Origin of the sequence: Microbacterium atlanticum (assembly GCF_015277815.1) — a bacterium.
Taxonomy (GTDB): domain Bacteria; phylum Actinomycetota; class Actinomycetes; order Actinomycetales; family Microbacteriaceae; genus Microbacterium; species Microbacterium atlanticum.
Genome location: NZ_CP063813.1, coordinates 2,616,201 through 2,632,027, shown reverse-complemented (window position 1 = coordinate 2,632,027; position 15,827 = coordinate 2,616,201). Strand labels below are relative to the sequence as shown.

Below are 15,827 nucleotides of genomic sequence, written 5' to 3'. Positions count from 1 at the left end.
CTAAGCAAAACCCCAATCAAGGAGAATCATCATGGCAAAGCTCAGCACTGAGGAGCTGCTCGACGCGTTCAAGGAGCTCACGCTCATCGAGCTCAGCGAGTTCGTCAAGGCGTTCGAGGAGACCTTCGACGTCACCGCCGCCGCCCCCGTGGCCGTGGCCGCTGCCGGCGCTCCCGCCGGTGGTGCCCCCGCCGAGGAGGCCGAGGAGAAGGACTCGTTCGACGTCATCCTCGAGGCCGCCGGCGACAAGAAGATCCAGGTCATCAAGGTCGTCCGCGAGCTCACCTCGCTCGGCCTCGGTGAGGCGAAGGCCGTCGTCGACGGTGCTCCGAAGGCCGTCCTCGAGGGCGCCAACAAGGAGACCGCCGAGAAGGCTCAGGCCGCCCTTCAGGAGGCCGGCGCGACGGTTACCCTCAAGTAATCTCGCCTTTCGCGAAGCGAAGGCCCCGGATGCTCGGCATTCGGGGCCTTCGTCGTCCGCGGGGTCAGGTGCTCCCGAGCGGATGCACGCCGATGACCGCCGATGCCTCGTCGTCGACGGGGGCGGTGGAGTTGCGCACGACGAGCGGTGCGGACTCGCGCAGCCGGTGGGTGGGCGCGCCGGGGTCGTCGAGCTGCCACATCAGCAGCTGCACGGCCGCGCGCCCCTGCTGGTGCGGCCGCTGCTGCAGCGTCGTGAGCGAGAACATCTCGGCGTAGGCGTGGTCGTCGATGCCCACGACGCTGAGCCGCTCCGGGACGCGGATGCCGAGCCGGCGGGCGGCGATGATCGCGCCGACAGCGACCTCGTCGCAGACCCCGACGACCGCGGTCGGGCGGGTGCGCCGGTCGCCGAGCAGCTCGACCGCGGCGCTGTAGCCGCCGGGCAGCGTGACTTCGGAGTGGATGTGTCGCGCATGGGCGTCGAGGCCCGCGTCGCGCATCGCCGCCCGGTAGCCCTTCAGTCGCCGGCCGTCGCCGAAGCTCGTCCGTCGCCCGTCGGGGTCGCCGCCGAGGAAGGCGATCTCGCGGTGTCCGAGTCCGATGAGGTGATCGGTGGCGATGCGGCCCGCCGCCCGGTCGTCGATCGTCACGGCGTTCGTGCCGATGTCGTACCCGCCCACGGCGACGACGGGCTTGCCGAAGGCCACCAGGCGCTCGAGCTCGTGAGCGCTCGGCTCGAGCCCCACCGCGATCAGGCCGTCGAACCGCTTGCGCGCCAGGAAGTGCTCGAACATGTCGCGACGCGCCGACGACTCGGGCGGCGCTCCGTACAGCGCGAGGTCGTACCGCCGTTCGAGGAGGGCATCCTGGATGCCCTCGAGGACCTGAGCGAAGAACCAGCGGTCCAGCGAGGGCATGACCACGCCCACGGTCTGCGTGCGACCGGTCACGAGACTCACCGCGCTGGTGGTCGGCACGTACCCGAGCGCGGTGGCGGCATCCCGCACCCGCGCACGCGTGGCCTCCGAGACGTAGCCCGATCCGGTCAGTGCCCGTGAGGCCGTCGACTTCGAGACGCCCGCCACCCGGGCGACGTCCGCAATGCCCGCCATCGGGTCCTCCTCGTACTCCGGCGACGCCGCCGACAGTGCAAAATCTGGAACCGGTTCCAGGGGTCATTGTGCCGTGGGCCGAGCACCGCCACCAGCCCGGCCGCTGGACTTTACCGAGTTGTGACCCGGATCGATTGTGCGTGCCGTGCGCGATCCCCTAGCGTGAGCATGGAATCGGTTCCCGAACACCACGACGCGGAGTCCGAGGCTGGACGCTCCGCGGCTCGACGAGGAGGACGAATGAGGATTCGCAGACGCGGTCGCGCGATCGCGATGGCAGCAGGCGTCGGCATTGCCGCGCTGGCGCTGGCAGGCTGCACCGGAGACATAGAGGAGGGCGGCGGCGGCGACGCCGACTGCTCGGACTATGAGCAGTACGGCACGTTCGAGGACGCCAATGTCACGATCGGCGGCACGATCCTCGATCTCGAGGCCGATCGGCTCGTGGAGTCGTGGAGCGACTTCGCCAGCTGCACCGGCATCAACATCGACTACCAGGGCTCGAGCGAGTTCGAGGCGCAGATCGCCGTGCTCGCCGAGGGCGGCAACGCGCCGGATATCGGCATCGTGCCCCAGCCCGGCCTACTGCAGCGGCTGGCCGCCGGCGGCTGGCTGGTGCCGGCGTCGCAGCCGGTGATCGACAACATCGACGAGTTCTGGGACCCGATCTGGAAGGAGTACGCGACCGTCGACGGCACCGTCTGGGCCGCGCCCCTCATGGCCAGCATCAAGGGGTACGTCTGGTACTCGCCGTCGGAGTTCGAGGAGAACGGCTGGGAGATCCCGACGACGCTCGACGAGCTGACCGAGCTCTCCGAGACGATCGCCGCCGAGTCCGGGCACAAGCCGTGGTGCGTGGGCCTGGAGTCCGGCGAGGCGACGGGCTGGCCGGGCACGGACTGGATCGAGGACTTCGTCCTGCGCCAGGCCGGTCCCGAGTTCTACGACCAGTGGGTCACCCACGAGGTCCCGTTCAACTCTCCCGAGGTGATCGAGGCGTTCGACTCAGTCGGTGAGTACCTCAAGAACGAGGACATGGTCAACGGCGGCATCGGAGACGTCTCGACCCAGATCAGCGAGGCGTTCCAGACCGCCGGTCTGCCGATCCTCGACGGCGAGTGCTCGCTGCACCACCAGGCGTCGTTCTACGAGACATTCTGGAACCCCGAGGGCGGCGACGAGAACACCGTGGCCCCCGACGGCACGGTGTACGCGTTCCTGCTCCCGCCGGTCAGCGCCGACGACCCGCAGGCCGTCACCGGCGGCGGCGAGTTCCCGGTGGCGTTCCGCGACGCCGAAGAGGTGGAGGCCGTGCGCGCCTACCTCTCCAGCGACCTGTGGGCCAACAACCGCGTGAGCCTCGGCGGCGTCATCAGCGCCAACAAGGGGCTCGACCCGAGCGTGGCTTCCAGCCCGCTGCTCGAGCAGTCCATCGAGATCCTGCAGAGCGAGGACACCGAGTTCCGCTTCGACGGCTCGGACCTCATGCCGGGAGCGGTCGGTGCGGCCTCCTTCTGGCAGGGCATCGTGGAATGGGTGGGCGGAGCGAGCACCCAGACCGTGGTCGACGAGATCGAGGCCAGCTGGCCCGCCAGCTGACCCACGTGCGACCGGGGCGGGCGCTGCCCGCCCCGGTCGCACCGGTTCTCACCCCCGCGCTCCTCGGCGCGCTTTTCGCAACGAAGCAAGAGAGGCGTATCGATGACAACTGGCGATCTGATCGGCAAGATCCTCCAGGTGGTCATGGGTCTGGTGGTCTTCGCCGCCATCATCGGGATCCTGATCTTCCTGATGGGGCGCGGACCCAAGAAGGGCCGTGACTACTGGCAGCTCACGTGGTTCCTGCTGCCGGCCGTCGTCCTCCTGGCCATCGGGCTGGTGTGGCCCGCCATCCGCACCACCGGCCTGGCGTTCCTCGACAGCTCGGGCAACTTCACGTGGGCCAACTTCGTGTGGATGTTCACGCAGCCCGCCGCCATCCGCACCCTCATCAACACCGTCGTGTGGGTGCTTCTGGTGCCCACCTTCTCCACGATGCTCGGGCTCGCGTACGCCGTGTGGATCGACAAGTCCCGCGGGGAGAAGTACTACAAGGCGCTGGTGTTCATGCCGATGGCGATCTCGTTCGTCGGCGCCGGCATCATCTGGCGGTTCGTCTACGAGTACCGCGCCGAGGGCCGAGAGCAGATCGGCCTGCTCAACGCACTCGTCGTCGCCTTCGGGGGCGATCCGGTGCAGTGGATGCAGACCGACCCGATCAACACCGTTCTCCTCATCGTGGTCATGATCTGGATCCAGACCGGCTTCGCGATGGTGGTGCTGAGTGCCGCCATCAAGGGCATCCCGACGGAGCAGATCGAGGCCGCGCAGCTGGACGGCACGAACCCGTGGCAGCGGTTCACGAACGTCACGGTGCCGGGAATCCGCGGTTCGCTGGTCGTCGTCCTGACGACGATCTCGATCGCGACCTTGAAGGTGTTCGACATCGTCCGCACCATGACCGGCGGTAACTTCAACACCAGCGTCGTGGCCAACGAGATGTACGTGCAGGCGTTCCGGGCGAGCGAGGTCGGCAGGGGGTCGGCACTGGCCGTCATCCTGTTCGTGCTCGTGCTGCCGATCGTCATCTACAACGTCAACGTGCTCCGCAAGCAGAGGGAGATCCGATGAGCAGCGTCGCCCCCGTCGACCTTCCGATCGAAGGCGGCCCGGACGCCTACCGCGAAGCCGCCGCAGACACCCGTCCGGCCGCTCGCGCGAAGAAGCGCCTCACCTCTCCGGTAGCGACGGTCGCCGCGCTGATCATCGCGGTGCTGTGGACGATCCCGACGTTCGGGCTCTTCATCTCGTCGTTCCGGCCGGCCGAGCTGATCCAGACGACCGGCTGGTGGACGATCTTCCAGAACCCGGGCTTCACGCTGGACAACTACCGCGATGTGCTCTTCTCGCCCTCGCAGTCGTCGCCGCAGCTGGGGGCCTACTTCGTCAACTCGCTGGCGATCGCGATCCCTGCGACGATCTTCCCGATCGTGTTCGCGTCGATGGCGGCGTACGCGTTCGCGTGGATGAAGTTCCGGTTCTCGAACTGGCTCTTCATCTTCATCTTCGCGCTGCAGATCGTGCCCATCCAGATGGCGCTGGTGCCGCTGCTGCAGACCTTCGCGATCTGGCTCCGTCCCGGCCAGGAGTGGCTGCACGACGTGATACCGATCATCCCGGTGCAGAACTACCTGCCCCTGTGGATCGCGCACACGATCTTCGCGCTGCCGCTGACGATCTTCCTGCTGCACAACTTCATCTCGGAGATCCCGGGGGAGGTCATCGAGGCGGCTCGTGTCGACGGCGCCAGCCACAGCCAGACCTTCTTCCGGGTGGTGCTGCCGCTGGCGACGCCGGCGATCGCGTCGGTGGCGATCTTCCAGTTCCTCTGGGTGTGGAACGACCTGCTCGTCGCCCTCATCTTCTCGGGAGGGACGCAGGACGTGGCGCCGCTCACGCAGCGCTTGGCCGAGATGGTCGGCTCCCGCGGTCAGGACTGGCAGCGCCTCACGGCCGGCGCGTTCGTGTCGCTGGTCGTGCCACTGGTGGTGTTCTTCTCGCTTCAGCGGTTCTTCGTCAGGGGCCTGCTGGCAGGAAGCACGAAGGGCTGAGCCGGATCACGGATGCCGCGGGCCGGCGCAGAGCGCATGCCCGCGGCATCCGGCTGTCCGCTGTCGTGGGTCAGGCGCTGCAGCCGAGGCGCTGCTGGATCGACCGCATGGCGTCGATCTCGGACGTCTGGCCGGACTGGATCGCCTCGGCGACCTGCAGCGCGCGCGGATCGCTGCCGAGCTCCAGCAGCGCCTCGGCCATGGGGATCGCGCCTTCGTGATGGCGGATCATCAGCTCGAGGAAGAGGCAGTCGGCTTCCTGACCGCTCGCCGCCTCGAGCGCGGCGAGCTCCTCGGCGGAGGCCATCCCCATCGCCGCGTGCGCCTCGTCCTCGCTCATCGCCTCGCCCGCCGTCGAGCCGTGGGCGTGGTCGACCGATGAGGCCTCCATCCACTGCATCGTGGGTCCGCCGGTCTGCGGGAGACCCCACTGCACCAGCCAGTCGTACATCTCGCCGCGCTGGCCGGCCTGACCGGTCGCGATGTCGTACGAGAGCACGCGCAGCTCGTCGTCCTCCGTCTTGCGATAGATCTCCATCGCCATCTGGATCGCCTGCGCGTGGTGGACCTGCATGTCCCGCGAGAAGCCGGCCTCGGGGGAGGCGGTGCCGGGGGCGGCGGCGCTCTGGGCGACGCCGAACGTCGAGAACCGCCCGACGGCGAATCCGAGCGCGCCGATCAGGACGAGCGCGACGACGATGACGAACCAGCGGCGGGACGGCCCGGCCGGGACGTCGTCCGACACGTCGAGGCCTACTTCTTGCCGGGCGCGTCGTACGCGCCGGTGCACGCGGCGTTCGGCTCGGGAGCGTTGGTGCTGCGCCAGTAGGCCCGGATGAACTGCTCGATGCGCTCGTCGTCGGCCTCGTCGACCTTGAGCTGCGCGTTCCACGCGCTCACCGCGATCGGGGAGTCCATGCCCTCATAGGGAGACAGCACGGTGTACGTGGAGGGCAGCTGCGCCTCGAGCGCCGCGATGTCGTCGTCCGAGACCTGAGCCGGGTCGTAGGTGACCCAGACCGCGCCGTGTTCGAGGGAGTGGACGGCGTTCTCGTTCGGCACCGGCTGCGTGTACACGCCGCAGTTCAGCCAGATCGCGTTGTGATCGCCGCCGGCCGGAGGCGTCTGCTCGTAGTCGACCGCCGTGTCGACATGGCTCGCCGTGTTCTCGAACGTCTCGAGGCCCTCGATGCCGCTGCCGTCGCTGTCGCCCCTGTCGTACGACGGCGCGGGGGCGGGCGCGAAGACGATCGACGCCACGATGGCCGCCACCACCAGCACGGCGGCCGTAGCGCCGACGATCCACCACACGAGCTTGCTGCGGCGACGCTTCGCGAGCTGGCGCTGGTACTCCGCGAGCTTCTCCTGCCGCTTCTGCTCGCGCTGCTGCTTGACGGTGAGGTCGATCTGCGCCTGCGTCGCGGGATTGCCGCTCTTGCGCCTGTCGGCGGGGGACGGGGTCATTGCTCTGATCTCTGCCAATCGATGAACAGGGGTCGGGGGCGCCCGGCTCACGCCGCTGAGCGAGAAGACGACGGGTCGTGCTCATCCTATGCGAGCGCATGTGTCACGCCCTGGGAAGGCGCCGACAGCGCCGGCCATGCCCGCGCAGCGGGAGAGCGCTTGCGGGTGCCCCGGCGTCGTCCGGTAGCATGGGATCTCGAATCGATTCGACCTCGATGGTCCGCGGGTGCAGCAGATCGGCATCCGCGTAAGCGATTCGACCCCTTCTCCTCCCCTTCGCCGCACGCTCTTGCGGGCGGCGACTCTGCCGTCCGCCCGACCACGGACGATCCGCCACGAAACGAAACGCTGTTGCTCGACACCGCCACCATCCCCGTCCACAACCCCGAAGACCGCACCGTCGCCGACCACCGCCTCGACGACGGCCGCAGCCAGGCCGCCACGCCGCCGAAGCCGCATGCGACATCGACGGGCGCCATCCGCACACTCGGCAGCAACCCGGCGACCGCGCCGATCGTCCTGCACCCCGGCGACTCCATCCCGCACCGGCGCCGAGTGCTCTACATCGTCCTGCTGGGCGCGCTGACGGCGCTCGGCCCGTTCACGATCGACCTGTATCTGCCGGCCTTCCCCGTGCTCGAGGCGGACTTCGACACCACAGCGGCGGCCATCCAGCTCACCCTGACGGGGACGATGGTCGGATTCGCGCTCGGCCAGCTCATCGTGGGCCCGCTCAGCGACAAGGTGGGCCGGCGGGTGCCGCTGCTCTCGGTGACCGCCGTCCACGTCCTCGCCAGCACCGCCGCCGCGCTCGCGCCGACACTCGAGCTGCTCTCGGTCGCGCGGGTGCTCCAGGGTGCGGGCGCCGCCGCGGGCGGCGTGGTCGCGGCGGCCATCGTGCGCGACCTGTTCGGCGGCAGGCGGCTGGTCGTGATGCTCTCACGGTTGGCGCTGGTCACCGGGGTGGCGCCGGTGCTCGCGCCGCTGGTCGGATCGGCCCTGCTCGCCGTCATGCCGTGGCGCGGCATCTTCGTCGTGCTCGCCGTCTACGGCGCGGTGATGCTCGTCTCGGCGGTGGTCTACCTGCCCGAGACGCTCCCGCCCGCGCGCCGGCACGAGAAGGGCGCGACGACGGTGTGGCAGCGCTACCGCAGCGTGTTCCGAGACCGTGTCTTCATCGGCGTGCTGATCATCGGCGGCATGACGTTCTCGGGACTGTTCTCGTATCTGTCGAGCTCGTCGTTCCTGTTCCAGCAGGAGTACGGCTTCAACGCCCAGCAGTACGGTCTGCTGTTCGCGGCCAACTCGCTCGGCGTGGTCGTGGGCGTGCAGACGGCGTCGCGCCTGGCCGCCCGCTTCGGTCCGCAGTGGGTCATGGCCTGGTCGACCGCCGTGCTCGTCGTCGCGGCATCCGCCATCGTCGTCACCGACCAGCTCGGCCTCGGCCTCTGGGGCACCATCGTGCCGCTCTTCGCGTTCATGACCGCGTGCGGGTTCACATTCCCGTGCGTGCAGGTGCTCGCGCTGGATCGGCACGGCAGGGCGGCGGGCACGGCGCAGTCGATCATCGGCGCCACCAACTTCGGCGTCGCCGGGGTCATCTCGCCGCTCGTCGGCTGGCTGGCCCGCGACGCCGGCATCACGGCGACCACGATGGCATCGGTCATGGTCGGATGCGCCGTGATCGGCGTGCTCGCCCTGTGGCTGATCGTGCGCCCGCGGACGGTGGAGCGGCTCGCCCCGTGACCCCGCACGGGCGCCGATAGCTGCGGCCCGGGGCACGGCACCATAGCATTCCGGGCTCGAACAGGGCGAGAGGGTGACTGCGGCCGCGCCGCCCCGGCAGAATGGGGCGATGACGACGTCGGCGCAGCGGCGGGTCGCGGTACCGGTGGTCGCCTACCTCGTGGTGGGCGGCAGTCTCGTGGTGCTGTCGTGCCTGCTCGGATGGTGGGTCTTCAGCACGGGCGACGAGCCGTTCGCGATCGACCTCTGGTGGAACGCGCTCGTGGCCGACGCGTTCAACCCGGTCGTCAGTGCGTTCGCGCACTTCATGGACTGGGTCGGCGGCGGGTGGGTCGCAGTGCTGGTGGTGCCGCTGGGCGGCGCTCTCGTGCTCGTGCTGCTGCGGCGACCGTGGGCGGCGGCGTTCTTCCTCGCCGCCGAGGCGGTGTCGGCGGGCGGTGTGCAGGTGCTCAAGCACCTGTTCGGCAGGGTCCGTCCGGAGGACATCGTCGTCGTCGCCGACTACGGGTCGTACCCGTCAGGGCACGTGGCCAACGCGGCGACCATCGCCGTCGCGGCGTGGGTGGTCTTCCCCCGCGTCTGGGTTTCCCTGGTCGGTGCCGGGTGGGTCGTCCTGATGGCGTTCAGCCGCACGTACCTCCACGCCCATTGGCTGAGCGACACCGTCGGCGGCGCGATGATCGGAGCCGGGACGGCGCTGATGGTGGCCGCCGCGTTCGCCGTCCCGATGGCGAAGGAATGGTCGGATGCCGGGGCGAAACGCGCGTCGCTAGGCTGAGCGCATGACCGCCGCCGACGCGCCCGAATCGCCCGCGACCGCATCGTCCGCGACCGACCCGGCCGTCGTCGCCGCCGAGGCGGAGCTCGCCCGCCTGCGGGCGGAGGCCGAGGCGGCCGAGGCGCAGTTGCAGGCGGCGCAGGCCAGAGCTGCGCTCGCCGCCGCGGAGGCAGCTGCCGCGAAGGCGCGCGTCGCCGGCGGCGCTGCGCAGGCGCCCGCCCCGGCAGTGCCACCTGATCCGGCCGAGGAGCCGTCCGAACCTCTGGCGCCCGCGGAGGCGCCCGTCAAGACCGAGGTGCCGGAGGCGCAGGCGGATTCGCCCACGGCGGCCGCGGAAGAGTCGGCTCCCGTGCCGTCGGGGTCGCCCGGGCCGGACGCGCGGCCCTCCGGCCCGCTCGAGGCCGAGGACGTCGCGAAGGTCACCGCCGGCTACCGGTTCGAGGGTGCCACCCTCGACCTCGGGGCGCTGGTCAACGGCGACCCGATGCCCGACGCGCAGATCCGGATCCCGCTCGCGATGATGAACCGGCACGGGCTCGTCGCCGGCGCGACCGGTACCGGCAAGACCCGCACTCTGCAGGGTCTCGCCGAGCAGCTCGCCGCCAAGGGCGTGCCGGTGTTCGCCGCCGACATCAAGGGCGACCTGTCGGGCGTGGCGACGCCCGGCGAGCCCAGCGAGAAGCTCACCGCGCGCACCCGCGGGATCGGGCAGGACTGGAAGCCCGAGGCATCCGTCACCGAGTACTTCGCGCTGGGAGGCATCGGCAAGGGGGTCCCTGTACGCGCGACGGTGTCGGGGTTCGGGCCGCTGCTGCTGAGCAAGGTGCTGGGGCTCAACCCGACGCAGGAGTCGAGTCTGGGGCTGGTGTTCCACTATGCCGACGCGAACGGCCTGGCGCTGGTGGACCTGTCCGACCTGCGAGCCGTGCTCACGCACCTCACGAGCGACGAGGGCAAGGGGGAGCTGAAGGAGCTCGGCGGGCTGTCGGCGGCGACAGCCGGGGTCATCCTGCGCGAGCTGATCACGTTCGCGGATGCCGGAGCCGACGTGTTCTTCGGCGAGCCCGAGTTCGAGGTGGCCGATTTCCTCCGCACGGCACCCGACGGACGGGGGATCATCAGCCTGCTCGAGGTTCCCGGCGTCATCGACAAGCCCGAGCTCTTCTCGACCTTCCTGATGTACCTGCTGGCCGAGCTGTTCGAGATGCTCCCCGAGGTGGGGGATGCCGACAAGCCGAAGCTGGTCTTCTTCTTCGACGAGGCGCACCTGCTGTTCCGTGATGCGTCGAAGGACTTCCTGGCGGCGATCGTGCAGACGGTGCGGCTCATCCGCTCGAAGGGCGTCGGCGTGTTCTTCGTGACGCAGACGCCCAAGGACGTTCCCTCCGATGTGCTGGCCCAGCTCGGGTCACGCGTGCAGCACGCGCTTCGTGCGTTCACGCCCGACGACGCCAAGGCGCTCCGTGCGACCGTGGGCACGTATCCGACCTCGGGCTACGACCTCGAGCGGGTGCTGCAGGAACTCGGCACGGGTGAGGCGATCGTCACCGTGATGAGCGAGAAGGGCGCGCCGACGCCGGTGGCGTGGACGCGGCTGCGGGCGCCACAGGGCCTCATGTCGCCCACACCGGACCCGGCCATCGAAGCCGCGGTGAAGGCATCGCCGCTTCTGGCGAAGTACGGCACCGCGATCGACCGGGAGTCCGCGCGCGAGATCCTCACCGCCAAGATGCGCGCCGCCGAGGAGGCCGCAGCGGCCGAGGAGGCCGCGCTGGCCAAGGCGAAGGCCGATGCCGAGTACGCCAAGCAGAAGGCGGCGATGGACAAGCAGCAGGCCGCGGCCGAGAAGAAGGCGCAGCGGGAGTACGAGCGGCTGCTCAAGAAGACCGCCGGCACCACGCGCACCTCGCGGTCGTCGTCGAAGTCCCCGCTCGAGCAGATCCTGAACTCCAAGTCCACCGAGGCGATCCTCGGCGGCGTGATTCGCGGGATGTTCGGCACCGGGCGGCGCTGACGCCGCGCGCGCACGCCGAGGGTCGCCCAACCGCGGGAGTGGCGGGAGTGCGCGGATGCCGCCACCCGAGCCGGGGAGGCATAGCCTGGAGGTATGGCGACGAAGCCCCCGACCGCTGACATCGACGAGTCCCGCGTGCACGTGACGCGACCGAAGAAGGTCGCTGTGGGCGTGCCGGCGGTGCTGCACGCCCTCGAGATGGCCAACGAGCAGATGGGCGTGACCCGCTCGGTGCAGACCCTGCTGCAGGTGAACCAGAAGGACGGCTTCGACTGCCCCGGCTGCGCCTGGCCGGAGGAGGACCGGCGTCACGTCGCGGAGTTCTGCGAGAACGGCGCCAAGGCGGTCGCCGAGGAGGCGACGCTGCGACGCGTCGAGCCGGAGTTCTTCGCCTCTCACTCGCTCGACGAGCTGCGCGCGCACGACGACTGGTGGCTCGGGCAGCAGGGGCGCTTGACGCATCCGATGATGCTCGACGAGGGAGCCTCCCACTATCGGCCGATCTCGTGGGACGACGCGCTGCGCCTCATCGCCGACGAGCTCCGGTCCCTCGACGACCCGGACGAGGCCGTGTTCTACACGTCAGGCCGCACCTCCAACGAGGCGGCGTTCCTGTACCAGCTGCTCGTGCGCGGGATCGGGACCAACAATCTCCCCGACTGCTCGAACATGTGCCATGAGTCCAGCGGGTCGGCCCTCACCGAGACCATCGGCATCGGCAAGGGCACGGTGTCGATCGAGGACATCCACGAGGCCGACCTGCTCATCGTCGCCGGCCAGAACCCCGGCACGAACCACCCGCGCATGCTGTCGGCGCTCGAGAAGGCCAAGCAGCGCGGGGCCACCATCATCGCGGTGAATCCGCTGCCCGAGGCAGGCCTCATGCGCTTCGAGAACCCGCAGACCGTGCGCGGGGTCGCCTTCGGCGGCACGAAGCTCGCCGACGAGTTCGTGCAGATCCGCCTCGGCGGCGACCAGGCGCTCTTCCAGGCGATCGGCAAGCACCTCCTGGAGGCCGAGGCTGCGGAGGGCGGGGTTCTGGACGCGGAGTTCATCGCGACGCACACGAGCGGCTTCGAGGCCTACCGTCAGGCGATGACGGATGCCCCGTGGCGCGAGTTCGTCGCCGCCACCGGGCTTCCCGAGAAGGCGTTGCGACGCGTGGGCGAGGCGGTGCGGGCTTCGAAGGCCACCATCGTCTGCTGGGCGATGGGGCTGACGCAGCACAAGCACTCGGTGCCGATGCTGCGCGACGTGGTGAACATGCTGCTGCTGCAGGGGAACATCGGCCGCGCGGGAGCCGGCGTCTGCCCCGTGCGCGGTCACTCCAACGTGCAGGGCGACCGCACCGTCGGCATCTACGAGAAGCCGTCCGCCGCCTTCCTCGACGCCCTCGACCGCGAGTTCGGCTTCGCGGCTCCTCGCGAGCACGGCTACGACACCGTCGAGGCGATCCGGGCGATGCGCGACGGCCGCGTGCGGTTCTTCATGGGCATGGGCGGCAATTTCGTCTCGGCCACTCCCGACACCGCCGTCGTCGAGGCGGGCATGGCGCGCGTCGGCCTCACGGTGCAGGTGTCGACCAAGCTCAACCGCTCTCACGTCGTGACCGGGCGGCGGGCGCTCATCCTGCCGACGCTCGGCCGCACCGACCGCGACCGCCGCGGCGGCCGCGAGCAGCGGGTCACCGTCGAGGACTCCATGGGCGCGGTGCACGCCTCGCGCGGGCGGCTGGCGCCGCCGTCCGAGGAGCTGCTCAGCGAGGTCGCCATCGTGTCCCGCCTGAGCGCGCTCGTCTTCGGGACCTCCGCCGGAGCATCCGGCGCACGCCCCGACGCCCCCGCGGCGCCGCCGGCGGGCGGCGGCGCCACGCGGCACGACCGCGGCTACCCCGAACGCTCGCCGCGCGAAGAGGCCCGCACCGATGGACCGGACCCGGCCGGTGTGGGGCATCCGTCCAACGTCCCGCTCGCGGACTGGGCCGCCCTCGAAGCCGACTACGCGCTGATCCGCTCGCACATCGCGCGGGTCATCCCCGGCTTCGAGGACTACGAGGAGCGCATCGACAAGGGTCGCACCCTGCACCTGCCCAACGGTCCGCGCGACGCCCGCCGGTTCGCGACCGCCGACGGCAAAGCCCGCTTCACGGTCAACCCGCTCGTGTACCCGGTGATCCCGCGCGGACGACTGCTGCTGCAGACGCTGCGCTCGCACGATCAGTACAACACGACGATCTACGGCAAGGACGACCGGTATCGCGGAATCCGCGGCGGGCGCCGAGTGGTGCTGGTCAACGAGAAGGACATCGTGGCGCTCGGGTTCGCCGAGGACGACATCGTCGACCTGGTCTCGGAGTGGACGCGGCCGGACGGCACGGTCGAGGAGCGCAGGGCGGAGGAGTTCCGCATCGTCGCCTACCGCACGCCGCGGGGCAACGCCGCCGCCTACTACCCCGAGACGAACGTCCTCGTGCCGCTCGACTCGGTCGCCGACGTCTCGGGGACCCCGACGTCCAAGTCCGTCGTCGTGCGCCTCGAGGCCCGCCCCTGACCGGGGCGCGACCCTAGGCTGGAGCCATGACCCGCGCCGCCGTCCTCACGTTCTCCGACCGATCGGCCGTCGGCGCGCGTGCTGACGAGAGCGGGCCCGTCGCGGTCGCGGCGCTGCGGGAGGCCGGATTCACGTGCGACGACGCCGTCGTCGTGCCCGACGGCGCCGACAACGTCGAACGCGCGCTCAACGCGGAGATCGTCGCCGGCGTGAAGCTGGTGGTCACGACCGGCGGCACGGGCGTCTCGCCGCGCGATCAGACGCCCGAGGGCACGGCCCGCGTGGTGACGCGGGAGATCCCCGGAATCGCCGAGGAGCTGCGCCGCCGCGGCGCGGCCGAGAAGCCCGCCGGCATGCTGTCACGCGGCATCGCCGGAGCCGTCGACCCGCACGGGGCACTCGTGGTGAACCTTCCCGGGTCACCGGCGGCCGTGGCATCCGGCATGCCCGTCGTGCTGTCCGTGGCCCGTCACGTGCTGGACCAGCTCACCGGTGGCGATCACTGATGCCCGTCTCGACGCACGCCGTGCGGGTGGCGGCGATCAGCGCCCGGCCCCTCGACCTCGACGCGCACCTGCGGGCGATCGACGACCCGCGCATGGGAGCGGTGACGACGTTCGTCGGCCGGGTCCGCGATCATGATCCGGATGCCGCCACCGCCGTCGTCGCCCTCGAGTACTCCGCGCACCCCGACGCCGAGTCCGCGCTCCACGACCTCGCCGCTGCGGCGGTCGGACCGACGGAGGCGCTGGTCGCGGTGTCGCACCGTGTCGGGACGCTCGGGATCGGGGACGCCGCGGTGGTGATCGCGGTCGCCTCGGCGCACCGGGCCACTGCCTTCGAGGTGTGCCGCACGCTCATCGAGACCATCAAGACCGACCTTCCGGTGTGGAAGAAGCAGGTCGAGTCCGACGGCACCGCCACCTGGCTCGGCCTCGGCGGCTGACCGGTCAGCCGCCGGCGAACGGCGGCAGCACGTCGACGAGGTCGTCGGCGCCGAGGGACGTCGCGTCGTCGACGCGGGAGCCTCCCACGAGCACCGCGCAGCGGGGGAGGATCCCGCCGAGCCCGGGGAACTGCTCCGACACCGCTCGACGCAGCTCGCCGAGCGTCGCCTCCGAGCGCCGCTCGCTGTCGAGGCCCGTCGCCTCCCGCGCTGCGGCGAAGTACCGGACGACGGCCACTACTGCTCCCAGCTGTTCGCCAGCGCGGTGACGGCGGCCAGCGCCGCACGCACCTCGTCGGGGTCGGAGCCTGCCCGCCCCGCCGCGAGGCCCGCGACGAACGCGCCGAGCGGAGCGGCCGGGCGCGCGACGCCGTTCGCGACGTCGCGCGCGAGGTCGAGCACCGCGCCGACCGGGACGTCGGCCTGGCTCAGGCCGAACCGCTCGCGCAGCGCCGCCGCCCAGTCGTCGAGGGCTTCGGGCGGGAGAGTGCGGGACTGCTCGCTCATGACGGCTCCATCCGGTCGTGCGCCGCGCGGTCGGCTCGCGCGCGTGCCTCCTCCAGATCCTGCCACGTGTCGACGTCGCGGGTGAGGTCGTCCGGTGCCGCGACGACCGCGATCGCCAGCTCCGCGACCAGCGACCGCAGCGGCTGGTCGCGTCCGCGGTCGGGCAGAGCGGATGCCGCGTGCCGCAGCGCCCCCGTGCGGTAGACGCCGGTCAGCCACTGGGGCCTGCTGGACCCGTCGCCGAGGCAGAGGCCGTCGGTGTCGGTGGGGAGGAGCATCATGTCGCCCATGAGCCGGCGCACCGCGGGCCGGGCGGACGGGAGGTCGCATGCGAGCAGGAGCGTCCATTCCGGGCCGGTCTCCGCCGGCCACGAGTCGAGGGCTGCGACCACCGCGGCGGCCGGACCCCCGAACGGCGGGTCCTCTCGCACCCAGGTCACCGGCAGGGCCTCGTCGAGGACCGGCGCCACGACCGTGATCGGCCGGGCCGAGGCATCCGTCGCCGCCGTCACCGCGCTCACGAGCAGCGTGCGACCGCCGACCTCGAACAGCGGCTTCTGCGCACCGTCGAGGCGGGTCGCACGACCGCCCGCGAGCAGGATCGCGCCGAGACGAGGCGATGTGGGGGGCATCGCCG

Annotated in this window: 16 protein-coding genes; 10 read left to right on the top strand and 6 right to left on the bottom strand. The window is 70.8% G+C overall.

Features of this window, described 5'->3' with window-relative positions; all coding sequences use genetic code 11:
* The first annotated feature begins 31 nt into the window (after positions 1 to 31).
* On the top strand, positions 32 to 421 hold the full coding sequence (gene rplL / locus IR212_RS12080) for a 50S ribosomal protein L7/L12 (RefSeq protein WP_141883983.1): 390 nt from the start codon (positions 32 to 34) through the stop codon (positions 419 to 421).
* A gap of 64 nt (positions 422 to 485) precedes the next feature.
* On the opposite strand, the gene IR212_RS12075 is transcribed toward rplL, so the two are convergent.
* A complete protein-coding gene (locus tag IR212_RS12075; RefSeq protein WP_194396147.1) occupies positions 486 to 1,535 on the bottom strand; it encodes a LacI family DNA-binding transcriptional regulator in 1,050 nt (349 codons plus the stop codon).
* A 240-nt stretch (positions 1,536 to 1,775) separates the two neighbouring features.
* On the opposite strand from IR212_RS12075, the gene IR212_RS12070 reads away from it, so the two are divergent.
* The 3 genes from IR212_RS12070 to IR212_RS12060 all read left to right on the top strand — a co-directional run bounded on the left by IR212_RS12070 (position 1,776) and on the right by IR212_RS12060 (position 5,185).
* Positions 1,776 to 3,134: an ABC transporter substrate-binding protein gene (locus IR212_RS12070; protein ID WP_194396146.1), complete on the top strand. Its 1,359-nt coding sequence runs from the start codon at positions 1,776 to 1,778 to the stop codon at positions 3,132 to 3,134.
* A 102-nt stretch (positions 3,135 to 3,236) separates the two neighbouring features.
* Positions 3,237 to 4,205, top strand: a complete 969-nt coding sequence (locus IR212_RS12065) for a carbohydrate ABC transporter permease (protein ID WP_194396145.1) — start codon at positions 3,237 to 3,239, stop codon at positions 4,203 to 4,205.
* On the top strand, positions 4,202 to 5,185 hold the full coding sequence (locus tag IR212_RS12060; protein ID WP_194396144.1) for a carbohydrate ABC transporter permease: 984 nt from the start codon (positions 4,202 to 4,204) through the stop codon (positions 5,183 to 5,185). Before IR212_RS12065 ends, IR212_RS12060 begins: the two co-directional genes overlap by 4 nt.
* Before the next feature lie 70 nt (positions 5,186 to 5,255).
* Here IR212_RS12060 and IR212_RS12055 read toward each other — a convergent pair whose 3' ends face one another.
* Entirely contained in the window at positions 5,256 to 5,930 is a 675-nt protein-coding gene (locus tag IR212_RS12055; RefSeq protein ID WP_194396143.1) for a DUF305 domain-containing protein, read from the bottom strand.
* Positions 5,931 to 5,938: 8 nt separating this feature from the next.
* The gene (locus IR212_RS12050) at positions 5,939 to 6,649 is read right to left on the bottom strand and encodes a DUF3105 domain-containing protein (RefSeq protein WP_194396142.1); all 711 of its coding nucleotides are present in this window, start codon (positions 6,647 to 6,649) and stop codon (positions 5,939 to 5,941) included.
* Positions 6,650 to 7,000: 351 nt separating this feature from the next.
* Between IR212_RS12050 and IR212_RS12045 the strand changes: the two genes are divergently transcribed.
* The 6 genes from IR212_RS12045 to IR212_RS12020 all read left to right on the top strand — a co-directional run bounded on the left by IR212_RS12045 (position 7,001) and on the right by IR212_RS12020 (position 14,683).
* The gene (locus IR212_RS12045; RefSeq protein ID WP_194396141.1) at positions 7,001 to 8,395 is read left to right on the top strand and encodes a multidrug effflux MFS transporter; all 1,395 of its coding nucleotides are present in this window, start codon (positions 7,001 to 7,003) and stop codon (positions 8,393 to 8,395) included.
* Between the two features lie 109 nt (positions 8,396 to 8,504).
* Entirely contained in the window at positions 8,505 to 9,173 is a 669-nt protein-coding gene (locus IR212_RS12040) for a phosphatase PAP2 family protein (protein ID WP_194396140.1), read from the top strand.
* Positions 9,174 to 9,177: 4 nt separating this feature from the next.
* Entirely contained in the window at positions 9,178 to 11,187 is a 2,010-nt protein-coding gene (locus tag IR212_RS12035) for a helicase HerA-like domain-containing protein (protein ID WP_194396139.1), read from the top strand.
* Between the two features lie 93 nt (positions 11,188 to 11,280).
* Positions 11,281 to 13,737: an FdhF/YdeP family oxidoreductase gene (locus IR212_RS12030; protein ID WP_194396138.1), complete on the top strand. Its 2,457-nt coding sequence runs from the start codon at positions 11,281 to 11,283 to the stop codon at positions 13,735 to 13,737.
* A 26-nt stretch (positions 13,738 to 13,763) separates the two neighbouring features.
* Entirely contained in the window at positions 13,764 to 14,243 is a 480-nt protein-coding gene (locus IR212_RS12025; protein ID WP_194396137.1) for a MogA/MoaB family molybdenum cofactor biosynthesis protein, read from the top strand.
* Positions 14,243 to 14,683 carry a molybdenum cofactor biosynthesis protein MoaE gene (locus IR212_RS12020; protein ID WP_194396136.1) on the top strand — a complete coding sequence of 147 codons (441 nt, stop codon included), beginning with the start codon at positions 14,243 to 14,245 and terminating at the stop codon, positions 14,681 to 14,683. The genes IR212_RS12025 and IR212_RS12020 overlap by 1 nt, the downstream gene beginning before the upstream one ends.
* Before the next feature lie 4 nt (positions 14,684 to 14,687).
* Here IR212_RS12020 and IR212_RS12015 read toward each other — a convergent pair whose 3' ends face one another.
* Genes IR212_RS12015 through mobA form a run of 3 tightly spaced genes read right to left on the bottom strand, consistent with a single transcriptional unit; the run spans position 14,688 to position 15,822 of the window.
* Complete coding sequence (locus IR212_RS12015) at positions 14,688 to 14,921, bottom strand: MoaD/ThiS family protein (protein ID WP_194396135.1); 234 nt, start codon at positions 14,919 to 14,921, stop codon at positions 14,688 to 14,690.
* Positions 14,921 to 15,190 carry a DUF6457 domain-containing protein gene (locus IR212_RS12010; RefSeq protein WP_194396134.1) on the bottom strand — a complete coding sequence of 90 codons (270 nt, stop codon included), beginning with the start codon at positions 15,188 to 15,190 and terminating at the stop codon, positions 14,921 to 14,923. Before IR212_RS12010 ends, IR212_RS12015 begins: the two co-directional genes overlap by 1 nt.
* Positions 15,187 to 15,822 carry a molybdenum cofactor guanylyltransferase gene (gene mobA, locus IR212_RS12005; RefSeq protein ID WP_194396133.1) on the bottom strand — a complete coding sequence of 212 codons (636 nt, stop codon included), beginning with the start codon at positions 15,820 to 15,822 and terminating at the stop codon, positions 15,187 to 15,189. Before mobA ends, IR212_RS12010 begins: the two co-directional genes overlap by 4 nt.
* Between the last annotated feature and the right edge of the window lie 5 nt (positions 15,823 to 15,827).